Source organism: Pseudomonas sp. UW4 (genome assembly GCF_000316175.1).
Lineage (GTDB): Bacteria > Pseudomonadota > Gammaproteobacteria > Pseudomonadales > Pseudomonadaceae > Aquipseudomonas > Aquipseudomonas laurylsulfatiphila.
Window position 1 is genome coordinate 5657142 of record NC_019670.1, and the last position, 17274, is coordinate 5674415.

Here is a 17274-nt window from a genome sequence, read left to right on the forward strand (position 1 = left end):
ACTGAGGGCCTATAGCTCAGTTGGTTAGAGCAGAGGACTCATAATCCTTTGGTCCACGGTTCAAGTCCGTGTGGGCCCACCAAACAAGAAAGCCGCGCAATGCGCGGCTTTTGCGTGTCTGGATAGACCGAAACAGTAGAGCCATTTTTTAATCGTTCAGCTGGCAAAGTTCTCGATCTTTACCTGGCCCTCGGGGAAAGTGGCGATGATTTCCAACTCGCCCCCCATGGCGCGGATGTAGTTGCGCAACGTACTGATGTACATGTCAGTTCGCCGCTCCATCTTGGAGATCGCCGCCTGGTTGACATGCAGCGTCCTGGCCAGTGTGTCCTGACTCAACGCTTGCGCCTGACGCAACTCGTGCAACGGCATTTGAGCTCGTAGCTTCTGATGCAAGGCCTCGACACGCGCTTGAGACTCTGGAGAGCGACGTGCCACCAAATCAGCAAATTTTTTAGCCATTGTCATAACCCTCTTTCATCAATGTTTCCAAGTGCTCGTCGTAGAGACGCTCGGCCAGTGGCACGTGTTCCGCATACCAACGCTCCTGGCCGGTTTTATCACCGCCAATCAGCAGGATCGCGCTGCGCCGTGGATCAAACGCGTACAGCACACGGTACGGCCTGCCAGCATGCTGTACCCTTAACTCACGGAGGTTGCCATGCCGTGAACCCTTGATATCGCTGGTATGTGGAAAACCCAAGTGTGGGCCATCCTCGCCCAGCAACATCACCGTGGCCTGAACCGAGTCCTGTTCGGCCTCGTTCAGGCGATCCCACCAGGCCTCAAATTCATCCGTGTATTCGACGTCCCATTTCATACAAATATGCCACCAAAGGAATATAACCTCAAAGGAATAAATGTATGAGCTTCAGAGGTGCCCAACCACCCTGATTCCCCTGTCAATTGTTAACGACGGTTACTGGCGGCGGTTGCCGATTCGCCAATGGCTTCAGTGCCCTCATGACAACGCAGGAACCAGGCGTTTGGCGCAACGACTCAAAGGATGCACCGGCCTGGAAAATCACTCGTCGTGCCAGTCTTCGTTTACTGAGGGTGTCGAAATATCGGATGACGCCTTAGGACCTTGTAGGCAAACTCCGAATCTTGCTGTTGGGCACTTTGCCGCCTTGTTGTGCTTTTCTTCGACGGGATAGTCTCCGGACGTCGCTGAGCATTCAGCGATCGGGCTTGGAAACCCGTCGGATCACAGCGCAACAGCATCCCCACCACAATTCCAGACGTTTTTGACGACTGCGAACTCTGTGTTATGGCAGCTGTGCGCGGGACGCCTTTGGGCGTGCCGGATCTTTGGTCCCCGGTTTCCAACCTGCGCACAGCCGCCACCCACTCGCTTGGAAACGAACGTGGCGACTCCTCTAACGCTGGAGTATGACCATGACCAAAACAGATTCGCCCGCACCTTCAGAACTGAAAACCATTGGCTTCACGCCCTTCCTGTTTCTCTCGGACCAACCACTGTTCCACGTCTGTCGCAACGCCCCCATCATCGACGCCCTGGCCCAAGCCTCCGATCTGCTATTTCTCGCAAAGTCCCTCACCGTGGACGCTGCCTACGCTCAGGACTCCGACCGTCACGCCTGGGCCGCTCATTACCTGACGACAATGAGCAAAGCGCTGATCGATGATGTGTTAAAGGTGCAGACGCGGCGGCCTGTTCAAACCAGAAAGGAAGCAGACCCATCGAAAAACACATAATCACGGCAGAGTTGAAAATTCCCAGAAAGGGACCTATCGTTCCCTTTTTGGGACTTATAGAGTCGACCATGCCTGCCATCCCGCTCAGCGATGCTCTGTTTACCGCTACCCAGCAAAAAGTGCTGGGCATGTTGTATGGCAAACCGGATCAGAGCTTCTATGCCAATGAAATATCCCGCTGGGCGCAGGTCGGCAAGGGCAGCCTGATGCGTGAGCTGGAGCGCCTGCATGGCGCAGGCATTCTCACCATGAGTCGGCGAGGTAATCAGACGCACTACCAGGCCAACCCTGAGTGCCCCATCTATGCAGAACTGCTGGGGATAGTGCGTAAGACTTTTGGCATTGCGGAGCAACTGCGTGCAGCCTTGTCTCCACTGTCTGATCAGTTGGTATGGGCGTTTATCTACGGCTCCATTGCCAAGGGGAACGAGCATGCAGGCAGTGACATTGACCTGATGCTGATTGGAGAAAACCTCAGCTACGGCGAGTTGATGGAACGGGTACTGCCCGTAGAGGAACAGCTTGGCCGCACCATTAACCCAACGCTCTACACCCTGGCCGACTGGCAAGCCAAGAAGGCGGCCGGCAACAGCTTTGTCGTGCGGGTTGAACAACAGGAGAAAATTGATTTGATTGGCCGCAACCCAGCAGAGGTAGCCGATGGGCAGTAACGAAAATCTGGAGAACCTGGTGCGTAGCGGTGGCCTCAAAGCCGAACCGCCAGATCGCAAGGAATGTGAAGGACTGCTGAGATCGGCCACGGACCGTTTGAAGGATGCTCACAGTTCGGCGCTGTCCTTCGCCAGTCGCTTCGACCTCGCCTACAACGCCGCCCATGCCCTGGCACTGACGGCCATGCGTCTGCAGGGCTTTCGCTCTGACCGTCGTTGTCTAGTCTTTCAGTGCCTTGTACATACTCTCGGCCTGAACAAAATCCAGGTACGCCTGTTCGTACTTTGTCACGAGCGCCGCAATCTGGCTGAGTACGAAGGTTATATGGATGTGGACGAAACCCTTCTGGCTGAACTGTTGGCGGCGACTGATGCACTGTTGCCACTGGTGCAAGACGCTATGCTTGCAAGCAAATAACGCTACGACCCTTCGTTATTTCGAGTGCTGAACGGCGTCACTGCAGTTGTCAGTCCAAATACGTAACGAAGGGATGGCCTTCACCGCCCGCTGCCGTTCCAGCATCGGCCCGGTGAACACCACCTCATACGTATCCGCCGCCCGCCCCCATTGCTCTACAAGAGCCATACCGTCCACCAGCGCCCCTGCCAATTCGGCAATCGTCTCGGCCTGGTCCTCGATGATTTTTTGCGTCCGACCCCACACCCGATCAATCATCGTCTTAAGCTGCGCCGTTATGCACTCGCTCGACGCTGGATCGGTATCGGGGTAGACGAGGTTGCGCAGCAGATGCTGAAGCTCCCTGATTTTTGCGTAGTCCTGCTCCGCCCCCTGCTCGCCTTTGAGGATGGCGGTGGCTTTGGGCTTGTCGACGCGTTTTACGGCTGAAGGTTTTGAGGGGAGTGTCTGCGCCATGGCGCCCGCCAGGAGCACCATCATCCGGGCTTCCAGATGCTCCTTCATGGCATCTATCGACAAAATGGGACGCACCAGGGCAATGGAGGCCCCGCCCTGGTGCCGCAAATCCCTGGTCACGGCCAGAGTCACGCCGCCCGTTTCAAACCCCAGGACGCGGGCCACCACGTAGTGCCCCATTTCGTGATGGGCGATCTGCAATGCGCGGTCGCGTACAGCGGCAGGCAGGTTCGTCGTCATGTCCATTGCCTCGGATCCTTCGTTCTCGTATTCGACTACGAGTGACGGTCGCTGTCCATCCTGTTGCCCCGCACAATCATGTAGGAGCGAGCCTGCTCGCGATGAACTTGAACGCGCCGCGGCCATTCAGACAGCACGCGTTATCGTTAACGCCCATCGCGAGCAAGCTCGCTCCTACAAGGGTCCGCAATGTCTTAATCAGGCAAAGCGTAGGCAATCACATAATCCCCACGATCCGTCGACTGACGCGCACCACCCACCGTCAGCAGGATGTACTGCCTGCCGGTTTTCGGTGAAACGTAGGTCATCGGCCCGGACTGGCTGCCCACCGGCAGGCGCGACTTCCAGATTTCGTTGCCGTTGCCGGTGTCGAAGGCGCGCAGGTAGAAGTCCTGGGTGCCGGCGAAGAACAGCAGGCCCGACTGGGTGGCGAGCGATGCGCCGAGGGTCGGCATGCCGATCGGGATCGGCATGTGCATGCGGATGCCCAGCGGGCCGGTGTCCTGTACGGTGCCGACCGGGACTTGCCACATCAGTTTGTGGGTCTTGAGGTCGATGGCCGACATGGTGCCGAAGGGTGGCTTCTGGCACGGAATGCCAACCGCCGAGAGGAAGCGTTCGCGCATGGCGCCGAACGGTGTGCCTTCCTGCGGCACCACGCCCATTTCGATGCCGCTGGCCCCGGCTTTGATCTTGTCGCGCGGGATCATGTAGTTGGCCAGGCCCAGGCGCATGTCGTTGACGAACATGTAGTTCGTGTTCGGATCAACCGAGACGCTGCCCCAGTTCATGCCGCCCAGCGAGCCCGGGAATTGCAGGGCGCGGTCCATGCCCGGCGGGGTGTAGACGCCTTCGTGGCGCATGCCTTTGAACTGGATGCGGCACATCAACTGGTCAAACGGCGTGGCGCCCCACATGTCGGACTCGGTCAGGGTCTTGTTGCCGATTGACGGCATGTCGACCGAGAACGGTTGGGTTGGCGAATAGCGCTCGCCGGGAACCTTGCCTTGCGGCACCGGGCGCTCTTCGACGCGGGCAATCGGTACGCCGGTTTCGCGGTTGAGCAGGAAGATCTCGCCCTGTTTGGTGACTTGCGCCAGGGCTGGCTGGATTCCGCCCTTGTCGTCCGGCACGTCGTACAACAGCGGCTGTGCCGGCAGGTCGAAGTCCCACAGGTCGTGGTGAGTGGTCTGGAAGTGCCAGCGCACCTGGCCGGTTTTCACGTCGATGGCGACGATGGACGAGCTCCACTTATCGTCGAAATCGGTGCGTTGACCGCCGAAGAAGTCTGGCGTTGCGTTACCGGTCGGCAGGTACACCAGACCGAGTTTGGCGTCGTAGGACATGGCCGACCACACGTTTGGCGTGCCACGGGTATAAGTCTCACCGGCCGGCGGACGTTTGCTGGTGTTCGGATTGCCCGGATCCCACGCCCACACCAGTTCACCGCTGCGCACATCGTAGGCACGCACCACTCCCGGCGGTTCGCCGGTGGAGTAGTTGTCGGCCACGCGGCCACCGACGATCACCACGTCCCCTGCGACCAGCGGAGTCGAGGTTTGCTGGTAGTAACCGGGCTTCACTTCGCCCATGTCGGTGGTCAGGTCGACGGTGCCCTTGTTGCCGAACTCTTCGCAGGGCTTGCCGGTGTCGGCATTGATGGCGATCAGGCGGGCATCGCCGGTCGGCAGAAACAGACGTTTCGTACAGGCGGTTGGCTGATTGTCCGAAGACGCCGGAGTTTCGGAGTAGCCCAGGCCACGGCAGCGCTGCCAGTTGGGTGCGGTGCCTTGCGGGTCGAATTTCCAGCGCTGGGCGCCGGTGTCGGCATCCAGGGCGAAGACTTTGCCGTAGGCGGTGCAGGTGTAGACCGTGTCACCGATTTGCAGCGGTGTGTTCTGGTCTTCGGCGCCGGCACCGGTGCTTTGCGGGATATCGCCGGTGCGGAAGGTCCAGGCGACCTGCAACTTGTCGATGTTGCCTTTGTTGATCTGGTCCAGCGCGGCAAAGCGGTTGCCGGCGGTGGTGTTGCCCCAGTGCGCCCAGTCTTTCTGCTCGGTGCCCGGCGCGACCGGCGTCACCGCAGGTTCAACGGAGGCCTTGACCACATGGGTCGGCACGAACATGTAGGCCATCGTCGCCATAACGCCCACACCCAGAATGCCAGCCAGACCGTAGGCACCACGCCCGCCGGTCGCGCCCGAAGCGCGAACCAGGGTCGGATAGATCAACGCCACCACCAGACCGATCACGGCGAAGGTCAGTACCCGCGAGACCAGCGGCCAGTATTCGAGACCGGCATCCCATACCGCCCAGATCGCGGTGAGGACCAGCGCCACACCATACAGCCAGGCGCCCAGCGGCTTGCGACGGGCAATCAACAGGCCGGACACCAGCATCGCCAGGCCCATCAGCAGGAAATACCCACTGCCGCCCAGCGCAATCAGATAGCCGCCGCCACCCGCCAGGCCGAGCCCGATCAGTGCAATCAGCACACCCAGCCCCGCCAGCAACCATTTGCTGCCGGCGGCAGCCCCAGAATTGTTCATGTCGGACATTTTCCCCATTTGTGACAAGGGCGGAATAATGTACTAACTGGTTACTTATGGCAATTTGTCGCAGGCGCAAATGTCATGAACGGTACTGAGGCTTGATCAGGAATCCGTCGCGAGCGTCGTACAGAATCTGCCTGTAACATGCTTGCGCACTGATCCATACCGCTGGAGATAACCCTTTGCCTGACACTCGCCCGCCCGTTCTCGACGAAATCGACCGCCAGTTGATTGCAGCCCTGCAGATCAACGCCCGTGAGAGCGTGGCCATGCTCGCCCGGCAACTGGGCATCGCCCGCACCACCGTCACCTCGCGCCTGGCGCGGCTGGAAAAGGCCAAGGTGATCACCGGTTACGGCGTGCGTCTCGGGCAGCGGGTGGTGGATGGCGGGTTGCAGGCGTATGTCGGGATCACGGTGCAACCGCGTTCCGGCAAGGAGGTGTTGCGCCGCCTGAGCGCGATGGCGCAGGTACAGCAGTTGTGTGCGGTGAGTGGCGAATTTGATTATGTGGCGTGGTTGCGCACCGATTCGCCGGAGCAGCTGGATCAGTTGCTGGATCAGATTGGCAGTGTGGATGGGGTGGAGAAGACCACGACGTCGATTATCTTGAGCAGCAAGATTGATCGGGGGCAGCCGGTTTGAGTTTGTGCCGGGGTTTAGGTGGTGTCTGTTCGGGCCTCTTCGCGAGCAGGCTCGCTCCCACAGGGGTTCACATTGTCACTTTGAAGCATGCGCTCGTCATATCGACCAATAAAATGGCAAAACGACGACACTTTGCGTCTTATTAACGTGTTCTGTGCTCTCTAGAATGGCTGGCATCTTTTCCTATACTCAGATGCGCATTGCGCGTCGGGTCGCCAGCAAGGTCAGCCATGAACAAGAACAATCGCCATCCTGCAGACGGTAAAAAACCAATCACCATTTTCGGCCCGGACTTTCCTTTCGCCTTCGACGACTGGATCGAACACCCGGCCGGGCTGGGCAGCATTCCCGAGCACAATCACGGTGCCGAAGTGGCGATTGTCGGCGGCGGGATTGCCGGTCTGGTGGCCGCGTATGAGCTGATGAAGCTGGGGCTGAAACCGGTCGTCTACGAAGCCTCGAAAATGGGTGGCCGTCTGCGTTCCCAGGCGTTCAACGGCGCCGAAGGCATCGTGGCCGAGCTGGGTGGCATGCGCTTCCCGGTGTCGTCCACCGCGTTCTATCACTACGTCGACAAGCTCGGCCTGGAAACCAAACCGTTCCCCAACCCGCTGACGCCCGCGTCGGGCAGCACGGTGATCGACCTCGAAGGCCAGACCCATTACGCACAGAAGCTGTCGGACCTTCCTGCGCTGTTCCAGGAAGTGGCTGACGCGTGGGCCGACGCCCTGGAAGCCGGCTCGCAGTTCTCGGATATCCAGCAAGCTATTCGCGACCGCGACGTGCCGCGCCTCAAGGAGCTGTGGAACACCCTGGTGCCACTGTGGGACGACCGCACCTTCTATGACTTCGTCGCCACTTCCAAAGCCTTTGCCAAGCTGTCGTTCCATCACCGCGAAGTGTTCGGCCAGGTCGGTTTCGGCACCGGCGGCTGGGACTCTGACTTCCCGAATTCGATGCTGGAAATCTTCCGCGTGGTGATGACCAACTGCGACGATCACCAGCACCTGGTGGTCGGCGGTGTGGAACAGGTGCCACAAGGCATCTGGCGCCATGTGCCAGAACGCTGCGCGCACTGGCCGGCCGGCACCAGCCTCAGCTCCCTGCACGGCGGCGCGCCGCGCACCGGCGTGAAGAAAATTGCCCACGCGCCGGGCGGTCGTTTCGCCGTCACCGACAACTGGGGCGACACCCGCGAATACGCCGCCGTGTTGACCACGTGCCAGAGCTGGCTGCTGACCACCCAGATCGAATGCGACGAAACCTTGTTCTCGCAAAAGATGTGGATGGCCCTGGACCGCACCCGCTACATGCAATCGTCGAAGACCTTCGTGATGGTCGACCGCCCGTTCTGGAAGGACAAGGATCCGGAAACCGGCCGCGACCTGATGAGCATGACCCTCACCGATCGCCTCACCCGTGGCACCTACCTGTTCGACAATGGTGACGACAAGCCGGGGGTGATTTGCCTGTCGTACTCGTGGATGAGCGACGCGCTGAAAATGCTCCCGCACCCGGTGGAAAAACGCGTGAAACTGGCGCTGGATGCACTGAAGAAGATCTACCCGAAAGTCGACATCGCTGCGCGGATCATCGGCGATCCGATCACAGTGTCCTGGGAAGCCGACCCGCATTTCCTCGGCGCGTTCAAAGGCGCACTGCCCGGTCACTACCGCTACAACCAGCGCATGTACGCGCACTTCATGCAGGACGACATGCCGGCAGAACAGCGCGGGATCTTCATCGCTGGCGACGACGTTTCGTGGACGCCAGCCTGGGTTGAAGGCGCGGTTCAGACCTCGCTCAACGCGGTGTGGGGCATCATGAAACACTTCGGCGGTGCAACTCACGCCGAGAATCCGGGTCCAGGAGATGTGTTCAACGAGATCGGACCGATCGCCCTGCCCGAGTAAGAGGAATCCGAAATGCGCGTAGCCCTTTACCAATGTCCACCGTTGCCGCTGGATGTCGCCGGCAACCTGCAACGCCTGCAACAACTGGCGCTGGAGGCAAAAGGCGCGGACCTGCTGGTGCTGCCGGAGATGTTCCTGACCGGCTACAACATCGGCGTCGATGCCGTCAGCGTGTTGGCGGAGGTGTACAACGGTGAGTCGGCGCAGCAGATCGCGCGCATTGCCAAAGCAACCGGGATTGCCATCTTGTATGGCTATCCCGAGCGCACCGAGGACGGGAAGATCTACAACGCCGTGCAGTTGATCGACGCCAATGGTGAGCGCGTGTGCAACTACCGCAAGACGCACTTGTTCGGCGACCTCGATCACTCGATGTTCAGTGCAGGTTCCGATGAGTTTCCCATCGTTGAGCTCAACGGTTGGAAACTCGGTTTCCTGATCTGCTACGACCTGGAGTTTCCGGAAAATGTCCGACGCCTGGCCCTGGGCGGCGCCGAGCTGATTCTGGTGCCGACCGCGAACATGATTCCGTTCGATTTCGTCGCCGATGTCACCGTGCGTTCCCGCGCCTTCGAAAACCAATGCTATGTGGCTTACGCCAACTACTGTGGCCATGAAGGCGACATCCACTATTGCGGCCAGAGCAGCATTGCTGCGCCGGATGGCAGCCGTATCGCTCAGGCGGGACTGGATGAATCGCTGATTGTCGGTGAGCTGGATCGACAGTTGATGGTCGATTCCCGTGCCGCCAATCGCTACCTGATCGATCGTCGTCCCGAGCTTTACGGCGAGCTGAACAAGTCCTAATCCGCTAGCATTGGCACTTCACTGTTCTGGAAGTGCCCATGCCCGCGCTGAATCACCCTCGCCCCCACACTGAAACCCTGGCCAACGGCTTGCGGGTGACGCTGCGTCATGCCCCGAATTTGAAGCGTTGCGCAGCAGCATTGCGGGTCGCCGCGGGCAGCCATGATGTGCCGCTGGCGTGGCCCGGACTGGCGCATTTTCTTGAGCATCTGCTGTTTCTGGGGACTGAGCGTTTTCCTGCCGGGCAAGGGTTGATGGCCTACGTCCAGAGTCATGGCGGCCAGATAAACGCGCGAACCAGCGAGCGCACCACGGACTACTTTTTCGAACTGCCACCCCAGGCATTTGCCGGTGGGCTGGAGCGTCTGTCAGACATGCTCGCCCATCCGCGTATGAATCCGGACGATCAGCAGCGGGAACGGGAAGTACTGCAGGCGGAATTTGTCGCCTGGTCGCAGGATGCGGCAGCGCAGCAGCAATTTGCGCTGTTCGACGGGTTGTCAGAAGTACATCCGCTTCGCGGTTTTCATGCCGGCAATCGCGCCACCCTGGCTGTAGAGCAGCCCGAGTTTCAGCAGGCGTTGCGGGATTTTTATCAGCGGTTTTACCAGACCGGGCAGATGACGTTGAGCCTGGCCGGACCGCAAAGTCTCGAAGAGCTAAGGACCTTGGCTGAAGCGTTTGGTAACGTCATCGCCAAGGGAGAAAGCATTGAGCAACACGCTCCCGCGCCCCTGATGTCGACCTCAGAAAGAAGTTATCAACAGGCTGAAGAACGGCGACTGGATTGGCTGTGCGCCCTCGAATCGCTGCCCGATTCTTGCGCCGAGGCGCTGGCATTCTTGTGCCACTGGCTGAATTCGGCAAAACCCGGGGGCTTGTCGGCGGACCTGCGCGAGCGCGGGCTGGCCGATCACCTGAAAGCCCAGTTGCTCTACCAATTCGCAGGACAAGCCTTGCTGCATATCGAGTTCACCTTGCCGGCCAATGGGTTGCCGACCGGGATTCTCGAACGCCTTATGGACTGGCTGAGCTTTTTTACCCAGCAGGACTGGACCCGGTTGCGCGAAGAATACGCAACCCTGCACCAGCGCCAGCAACAGGTCAGCAGTGCCTTGCAATTGGCCCGACTGGACAGCGAACAATGCGAAGTCGGGTTATCTGGCCAAGGCGTGACAGCGCTCAAGCAAATCCTCAATCAAATCGGCGCTGTGGATAACTTCAGTGGCCCATGGCAGTTGCCCGCACCCAACCCGTTCCTGCGCACCGAAGCACCAGCGTCCAACGCCGGATTGATTCGTGGCCAGACCAGCGCCCACCGCGGCCTGCGTACCTTTGCCCAGGATCGCTCGCGAAGCCGTCGTGAACGTTCGCCGATGCAATTCAGCCAGGCATTGCCGGACAACAGCGCGGAAGGTGCGATTTATCTGCGCTGGCGTCTGGACTCGAGTCCCGCCAGCGCCCTTCAATCCCGACTGGAAAATAACCTGCAACCGCTACGCGAAGACGCGCGTCAGGCCGGTGTGGATTTTTCCTTCAGTGCATCGGGCAACGAATGGCTGCTGAAAATGACCGGACTGCAGGAGCCGATGCCCAGCGTTCTGGAGCATGTGCTGAAAGAGCTGACACAACCTGACGCCGCAGCCTCACAAGCCACGCACGCGAGCGTTGCGCTGATCCCCATTCGACAACTGCTCAAGGCATTGCCCGATCACTGCCTTGCGCACACCGCGAACACGGACGACGCGCAGCAACTCTGGTCGAGTGCACGCTGGGATGGTCTGGCGATTGGCCTGTCCGCACAGACTCAAGCGGCCATGGGCCTGGCCTTGAGCCGTATTCCCGGCACGCCGGACAATCAATTGACCCCACCGCCATCCATCCCGTCACAACGCCTGTGGAGCGCCATCAATTGCGATTCCAGCGAGCACGCACTGCTGCTGTTTTGCCCTGCCGTGACCGGGGAATTGGCCGACGAAGCCGCGTGGCGTCTACTTGCGCACTTCTGTCAGACGCCGTTCTACCAGCGCCTGCGCGTGGAGTTGCAACTGGGCTATGCGGTGTTCAGCGCCCTACGCCAGATTCACGGGACAACCGGATTACTGTTCGGTGTGCAATCACCGAACGTAGCGCCGGCAGATCTGCTGCAGCACATCGAGCAGTTCCTCAGCGATGTGCCAATGCTGATCAATGCCCTCGACGACAAATCGTTCATCGCCCAGCGCCAGGCCTTGGCCGAGCAATTTTCCCTTGCTGCGTTGCCCACTGCCCAGACTGCGGAATTGCTTTGGCAGGGCAAACTGGGCGGCCGCTCGTCGGATTTTCTGACGCAATTGCCCGAGGCAATCCTGCTGATCGGGCGTTCCGAACTGCTGGTTGCAGCACAACGATTGAATAAGGCCGAGGGCGGTTGGCATTGCCTGGCGAACAGCCCTGCACCGGGCACTCCATGGCAAGCGGCAAAATGATCATTACCGGGGCGGTAAGGAGCTTTCTCAAAGTTTCACGGGCAATCTCTTTGAGATTTTGAGTAACATAGCAACCTAACTATCTGGAACATCTCTGACTCGAGGTGGACTATACCTATAGCTAGCGCTGTCTCACCCCCACTAGAAGGAGTTCAATTCATGGCCTGGACCAAACCTGCCTACACCGACCTGCGTATCGGCTTTGAAGTCACCATGTACTTCGCAAGCCGCTAATCTCTGCCTTGGCAGATGTGCAGCACAACGCCTCGGTTATCCGAGGCGTTTTATTTTCAGCGTTGAAATGATGGAGCGTCCATGTTTGTCCAGATTCTAGGTTCCGCCGCCGGCGGCGGCTTCCCCCAGTGGAACTGCAACTGCGTGAACTGCGCAGGCTTTCGCGACGGCAGCCTGCGGGCTAAGGCGCGGACGCAGTCGTCCATCGCAATTTCCGATGACGGCGTGAACTGGGTGCTGTGCAACACCTCTCCGGACATCCGCGCCCAACTCCAGGGCTTCGCCCCGATGCAGCCGGGCCGCGCCCTGCGTGATACCGGGATCGGCGCGATCATCCTGATGGACAGCCAGATCGACCACACCACCGGCCTGCTCATGTTGCGCGAGGGTTGCCCGCATCAGGTCTGGTGTACGGATATGGTCCACGAAGACCTGAGCACCGGTTTTCCGCTGTTCACCATGCTCAACCACTGGAACGGCGGGCTGAACTGGAACCGCATCGAGCTCGATCAAAGCTTCACTGTTCCCGCCTGCCCGAACCTGCGCTTCACCCCGTTGCCGCTGCGCAGTGCCGCGCCGCCCTACTCGCCGCACCGCTTCGACCCGCATCCGGGCGACAACATCGGCCTGATCGTCGAGGACCGGGGCACGGGCGGCAAACTGTTCTACGCACCGGGCCTGGGCAAGGTGGATGCAGCGCTGCTGGAAATCATGGCCGGCAGCGATTGTCTGCTGGTCGACGGCACGCTGTGGGATGACGATGAAATGCAGCGTCGTGGCGTAGGCACCCGCACCGGTCGGGAGATGGGCCACCTGGCGCAAAACGGCCCCGGCGGCATGCTCGAAGTGCTGGAGCAACTGCCCACGCAGCGCAAGGTGCTTATCCACATCAACAACACCAATCCGATTCTCGATGAAGATTCGCCCGAGCGCGCGGAGCTGGATCGGCGCCAGGTTGAAGTGGCGTATGACGGCATGAGTATTGTGCTGTAAGCAATCGAGACCGCTGCGCGGTCTATCGCGAGCAGGCTCGCTCCCACAGTTGGCCACATTTCCCTGTGGGAGCGAGCCTGCTCGCGATGAGGCCAGCACAAGCACTACACCTCAACGGTTGTTCCCCCGGAGAACCCCGATGACCGACACCCCGATGTCCCTCGCCGAATTCGAAGCGGCCCTGCGCGCCAAGGGCGCCTATTACCACATCCACCACCCCTACCACGTGGCGATGTACGAAGGCCGGGCTACCCGCGAGCAGATCCAGGGCTGGGTCGCCAACCGTTTCTACTACCAGGTGAACATTCCCCTGAAAGACGCGGCCATTCTGGCTAATTGCCCCGACCGCGAGATCCGCCGCGAGTGGATTCAGCGCCTGCTCGACCACGACGGCGCGCCCGGTGAAGACGGCGGCATCGAAGCCTGGCTGCGTTTGGGCCAAGCCGTCGGCCTCGACCCGGACCAGTTGCGCTCCCAGGAGCTGGTACTGCCCGGCGTGCGCTTCGCCGTGGACGCCTACGTCAACTTCGCCCGCCGCGCCGGCTGGCAGGAGGCCGCCAGCAGCTCGCTGACCGAACTGTTCGCCCCGCAAATCCACCAATCGCGCCTGGACAGCTGGCCGCAGCATTACCCATGGATCGACCCGGCCGGATACGAGTATTTCCGCACACGCCTGGGTCAGGCACGGCGTGATGTCGAGCACGGCCTGGCGATCACGTTGCAGCACTACACCACCCGTGAAGGCCAGGAGCGCATGCTGGAAATTCTCCAGTTCAAACTGGACATTCTTTGGAGCATGCTCGATGCCATGAGCATGGCCTACGAACTGAAACGCCCGCCGTATCACAGCGTGACCGGAGAACGGGTCTGGCACAAAGGAATCACCTTATGAGTTTCGATCGCAGCAAGACCCCGACCTGGCGTCCCGGCTACCGCTTCCAGTACGAACCGGCGCAGAAAGGCCACGTGCTGCTGTACCCGGAAGGCATGATCAAGCTCAACGAAAGTGCCGCACTGATCGGTGGCTTGATTGACGGTGAACGGGATGTCGCGGCGATCATCAATGAACTCGACCAACAGTTCCCCGGCGTACCCGAGCTCGGTGACGACATCGAGCAATTCATGGAGGTAGCCCGTGCGCAGCACTGGATCGAACTTGCCTGATTCATCAGTGCAAGTGCCGCCAAAACCGGAAGTCGGCCTGCCACTGTGGCTGCTCGCCGAGCTGACCTATCGCTGCCCGCTGCAATGCCCGTACTGCTCCAATCCGCTGGATTTCGCCGAGCAGGGCAAAGAGCTGAGCACTGAACAGTGGATCAAGGTGTTCCGTGAAGCGCGGGAAATGGGCGCGGCGCAACTGGGCTTTTCCGGCGGTGAACCGCTGGTGCGCCAGGACCTCGCCGAGCTGATTACCGAAGCCCGAAAACTGGGTTTCTACACCAACCTGATCACCTCCGGCATCGGCCTGACCGAGCAGAAAATCAGCGACTTCAAGAAGGCCGGCCTCGATCACATCCAGATCAGTTTCCAGGCCAGCGACGAGCAGGTGAACAACCTGCTGGCCGGCTCGAAAAAGGCCTTTGCACAGAAACTGGAAATGGCCCGGGCGGTGAAGGCCCATGGTTATCCGATGGTGCTGAATTTTGTGACCCATCGGCACAACATCGACCAGATCGACCGCATCATCGAGCTGTGCATCGCACTGGAAGCGGACTTCGTCGAGCTCGCCACTTGCCAGTTCTACGGTTGGGCGCAACTCAATCGCGTCGGGCTATTGCCGACCCGGGAGCAACTGGTGCGCGCCGAACGCATCACCAATGAATACCGCGCCAAACTGCAAGCCCAAGGGCATCCGTGCAAGCTGATTTTCGTCACTCCGGACTATTACGAGGAACGCCCGAAAGCCTGCATGAACGGCTGGGGCAGTATTTTTCTGACGGTCACGCCAGACGGAACCGCCCTGCCCTGTCACGGCGCCCGACAGCTGCCGGTGCAGTTTCCCAACGTACGCGACCACAGCATGCAGCACATCTGGTACGACTCGTTCGGATTCAATCGCTTTCGCGGTTACGACTGGATGCCCGAGCCGTGCCGCTCCTGTGACGAGAAAGAAAATGACTTCGGCGGCTGCCGCTGCCAGGCGTTCATGCTCACCGGTGATGCCAGAAATGCCGACCCGGTGTGCAGCAAGTCGCCACAACACGGCGTGATCCTCAAGGCTCGCGAAGAAGCCGAACACGCGACCCAGACCATCGACCAACTGGCCTTTCGCAATGAACGAAACTCACGCCTCATCGCCAAAAGCTGAACCTTTCAGCGCTGCCAAAGCCGTGGCTGCCGGTATCGACTTTGCCGAACTGCAGGTCGGTCCAAACGGCCTGTTCTGGAACGAGTACCGACCCGAAGACGCGGCGTGCCGGATCTGGCATTGGCGTGAGGGCACAGCGAAATGCCTGACGCCGCCGGGGTTCAGCGTGCGCAGTCGGGTGTACGAATATGGCGGTGGAGCCTTTTGTCTGACGGACGACGGCATCGTTTTCGTCAACGAGACTGACCAGCAGTTGTATCGACAATCACTGCAAGACGAAGCGCCCGAAAGACTGACGTCCGGTGCGTGCCGTTATGGCGATCTGCAGTTCGCCAACGGGCAAGTGCTGGCGGTCGAGGAGCATCGCGATCAACACCGACTGGTGACGATCGATCTGTTGGATGGCGCACGCCACCTGCTGGCCGAAGGTGCTGATTTTTACGCGGCACCGACGCTGAGCCCTGATGCCCGGCGCCTGGCCTGGATCGAATGGAGTCGCCCGGATCAGCCATGGACAGCAACCCGCTTGATGGTTGCCGAACGCCTCGCCCATGGCGGGTTTGCCGAGGCTCGTTGTGTGGCGGGCGACGATGCTCAAGAGTCGGTGCAACAGCCACGGTTTGATGCCGACGGTCGCTTGTACTGCCTGACGGATCGCGCCGGTTACTGGCAGCCATGGGTGGTATCCGGGAAAGGCCTGAGCCCATTGCCAAGTGCCAACGCCGACCACGGCCCCGCGCCCTGGCAACTCGGCGGCAGTACCTGGTTGCCGCTGGGCAACGACAGCTATCTGGCCAGTTGGACCGAGGGCGGGTTTGGCCGATTGGGCATAGGCGGCAATTCCCACGCCGACTTCACCGGCGACTACAGCCGCTTCCGCCATCTCGCCGTGGATGGGCAGTTCATTTATTGCATTGCAGCGTCGCCCGTCAGCTCAACCGCCGTCATCGCCATCGACCGTCAGAGCCGGCAAGTGAAGGTGCTGGCCGGCGGTATCGCACCACTTGCTCCGGAACGGATCAGCCGCCCGCAGACCTTGCGCTACCCAAGCGGCTCAGGCGAAGCACATGGCTTCTTCTACCCGGCAATGACCGGCGCGGCGAAACCGCCACTGGTGGTGTTCATCCATGGCGGCCCGACGTCGGCGTGTTACCCGATGCTCGATCCGCGCATCCAGTTCTGGACACAGCGGGGCTTCGCCGTGGCCGACCTCAACTATCGCGGCAGCAGCGGTTATGGCCGGGCCTATCGTCAGGCGCTTCATTTGAGCTGGGGGGATGTGGATGTCGAAGACGCTTGCGCCGTGGTCAGTTACCTCAACGAACGGGGCCTGATCGACGGCGACAAGGCCTTCATTCGCGGCGGCAGCGCCGGCGGCTACACAACGCTTTGCGCCTTGGCGTTTCACAACGTGTTCTGTGCCGGAGCCAGTCTGTATGGGGTCAGTGACCCGGTAGCGCTGGGCCGTGCGACCCACAAATTCGAAAGCGACTATCTGGACTGGTTGATCGGCGATCCGCTGCTGGACGCCGAACGCTACGCCGCCCGCACTCCGCTGCTGCATGCCAGCAACATCCGCGTGCCGATGATCTTCTTTCAAGGAGAACAGGATGCCGTGGTCGTCCCGCAACAGACCCGCGATATGGTCGCGGCGCTGCGGGACAACGGTATTCCGGTCGAAGCGCATTACTACGCGGACGAACGCCATGGCTTTCGCAAGGCCGGCAATCAGGCCCATGCGCTGGAGCAGGAGTGGTTGTTTTATCGGCGGGTGATGGATTCAGTGGACTGAAGCCCCCGCCCATTGCCGAAACGGTGGCGTCCCCTTCGCGGGCAAGCCCGCTCTCACAG

17 protein-coding genes and 1 tRNA gene are annotated in these 17274 nt (G+C 60.4%); 14 read left to right on the top strand and 4 right to left on the bottom strand.

The window, feature by feature from the left end:
* Positions 1-5 precede the first annotated feature (5 nt).
* Positions 6-82 (top strand) — tRNA-Ile (locus PPUTUW4_RS25165).
* Between the two features lie 74 nt (positions 83-156).
* Here PPUTUW4_RS25165 and PPUTUW4_RS25170 read toward each other — a convergent pair.
* Positions 157-462, bottom strand: coding sequence for an XRE family transcriptional regulator (locus PPUTUW4_RS25170; RefSeq protein WP_007980287.1), 306 nt, complete (start codon positions 460-462; stop codon positions 157-159).
* A complete protein-coding gene (locus PPUTUW4_RS25175) occupies positions 455-820 on the bottom strand; it encodes a type II toxin-antitoxin system RelE/ParE family toxin (RefSeq protein WP_015097075.1) in 366 nt (121 codons plus the stop codon). The genes PPUTUW4_RS25170 and PPUTUW4_RS25175 overlap by 8 nt, the downstream gene beginning before the upstream one ends.
* A gap of 578 nt (positions 821-1398) precedes the next feature.
* On the opposite strand from PPUTUW4_RS25175, the gene PPUTUW4_RS25180 reads away from it, so the two are divergent.
* The 3 genes from PPUTUW4_RS25180 to PPUTUW4_RS25190 all read left to right on the top strand — a co-directional run bounded on the left by PPUTUW4_RS25180 (position 1399) and on the right by PPUTUW4_RS25190 (position 2808).
* Positions 1399-1719 (top strand): DUF3077 domain-containing protein, encoded by a 321-nt coding sequence (locus PPUTUW4_RS25180; RefSeq protein ID WP_015097076.1) that lies wholly within the window; start codon positions 1399-1401, stop codon positions 1717-1719.
* Positions 1720-1787: 68 nt separating this feature from the next.
* Positions 1788-2390 (top strand): nucleotidyltransferase domain-containing protein, encoded by a 603-nt coding sequence (locus tag PPUTUW4_RS25185; protein WP_015097077.1) that lies wholly within the window; start codon positions 1788-1790, stop codon positions 2388-2390.
* Positions 2380-2808, top strand: coding sequence for a hypothetical protein (locus PPUTUW4_RS25190; protein ID WP_015097078.1), 429 nt, complete (start codon positions 2380-2382; stop codon positions 2806-2808). The genes PPUTUW4_RS25185 and PPUTUW4_RS25190 overlap by 11 nt, the downstream gene beginning before the upstream one ends.
* 15 nt (positions 2809-2823) lie before the next feature.
* Here the strand turns inward: PPUTUW4_RS25190 and PPUTUW4_RS25195 are convergent, their stop codons facing one another.
* A complete protein-coding gene (locus PPUTUW4_RS25195; protein ID WP_041475085.1) occupies positions 2824-3504 on the bottom strand; it encodes a peptidase M41 in 681 nt (226 codons plus the stop codon).
* Between the two features lie 194 nt (positions 3505-3698).
* On the bottom strand, positions 3699-6053 hold the full coding sequence (locus PPUTUW4_RS25200; protein ID WP_015097080.1) for a glucose/quinate/shikimate family membrane-bound PQQ-dependent dehydrogenase: 2355 nt from the start codon (positions 6051-6053) through the stop codon (positions 3699-3701).
* A 185-nt stretch (positions 6054-6238) separates the two neighbouring features.
* Between PPUTUW4_RS25200 and PPUTUW4_RS25205 the strand changes: the two genes are divergently transcribed.
* From PPUTUW4_RS25205 to PPUTUW4_RS25245, 10 genes are all read left to right on the top strand, one after another.
* Positions 6239-6700: an Lrp/AsnC family transcriptional regulator gene (locus tag PPUTUW4_RS25205; RefSeq protein ID WP_007980298.1), complete on the top strand. Its 462-nt coding sequence runs from the start codon at positions 6239-6241 to the stop codon at positions 6698-6700.
* A 230-nt stretch (positions 6701-6930) separates the two neighbouring features.
* Complete coding sequence (locus tag PPUTUW4_RS25210) at positions 6931-8613, top strand: NAD(P)/FAD-dependent oxidoreductase (RefSeq protein ID WP_015097081.1); 1683 nt, start codon at positions 6931-6933, stop codon at positions 8611-8613.
* Positions 8614-8625: 12 nt separating this feature from the next.
* Positions 8626-9420 (top strand): carbon-nitrogen hydrolase family protein, encoded by a 795-nt coding sequence (locus tag PPUTUW4_RS25215; protein ID WP_015097082.1) that lies wholly within the window; start codon positions 8626-8628, stop codon positions 9418-9420.
* 38 nt (positions 9421-9458) lie between these two features.
* Positions 9459-11888, top strand: a complete 2430-nt coding sequence (pqqF, locus tag PPUTUW4_RS25220) for a pyrroloquinoline quinone biosynthesis protein PqqF (protein WP_015097083.1) — start codon at positions 9459-9461, stop codon at positions 11886-11888.
* A gap of 159 nt (positions 11889-12047) precedes the next feature.
* Positions 12048-12122: a pyrroloquinoline quinone precursor peptide PqqA gene (pqqA, locus tag PPUTUW4_RS28485; RefSeq protein ID WP_003444522.1), complete on the top strand. Its 75-nt coding sequence runs from the start codon at positions 12048-12050 to the stop codon at positions 12120-12122.
* A gap of 81 nt (positions 12123-12203) precedes the next feature.
* Positions 12204-13115: a pyrroloquinoline quinone biosynthesis protein PqqB gene (gene pqqB, locus PPUTUW4_RS25225; RefSeq protein WP_015097084.1), complete on the top strand. Its 912-nt coding sequence runs from the start codon at positions 12204-12206 to the stop codon at positions 13113-13115.
* A 139-nt stretch (positions 13116-13254) separates the two neighbouring features.
* Positions 13255-14007, top strand: a complete 753-nt coding sequence (gene pqqC, locus PPUTUW4_RS25230; protein ID WP_015097085.1) for a pyrroloquinoline-quinone synthase PqqC — start codon at positions 13255-13257, stop codon at positions 14005-14007.
* Entirely contained in the window at positions 14004-14279 is a 276-nt protein-coding gene (gene pqqD / locus PPUTUW4_RS25235) for a pyrroloquinoline quinone biosynthesis peptide chaperone PqqD (RefSeq protein WP_015097086.1), read from the top strand. The genes pqqC and pqqD overlap by 4 nt, the downstream gene beginning before the upstream one ends.
* Positions 14251-15423 carry a pyrroloquinoline quinone biosynthesis protein PqqE gene (gene pqqE / locus PPUTUW4_RS25240; RefSeq protein WP_015097087.1) on the top strand — a complete coding sequence of 391 codons (1173 nt, stop codon included), beginning with the start codon at positions 14251-14253 and terminating at the stop codon, positions 15421-15423. Before pqqD ends, pqqE begins: the two co-directional genes overlap by 29 nt.
* The gene (locus tag PPUTUW4_RS25245) at positions 15389-17215 is read left to right on the top strand and encodes a S9 family peptidase (RefSeq protein WP_015097088.1); all 1827 of its coding nucleotides are present in this window, start codon (positions 15389-15391) and stop codon (positions 17213-17215) included. Before pqqE ends, PPUTUW4_RS25245 begins: the two co-directional genes overlap by 35 nt.
* Positions 17216-17274: the final 59 nt, after the last annotated feature.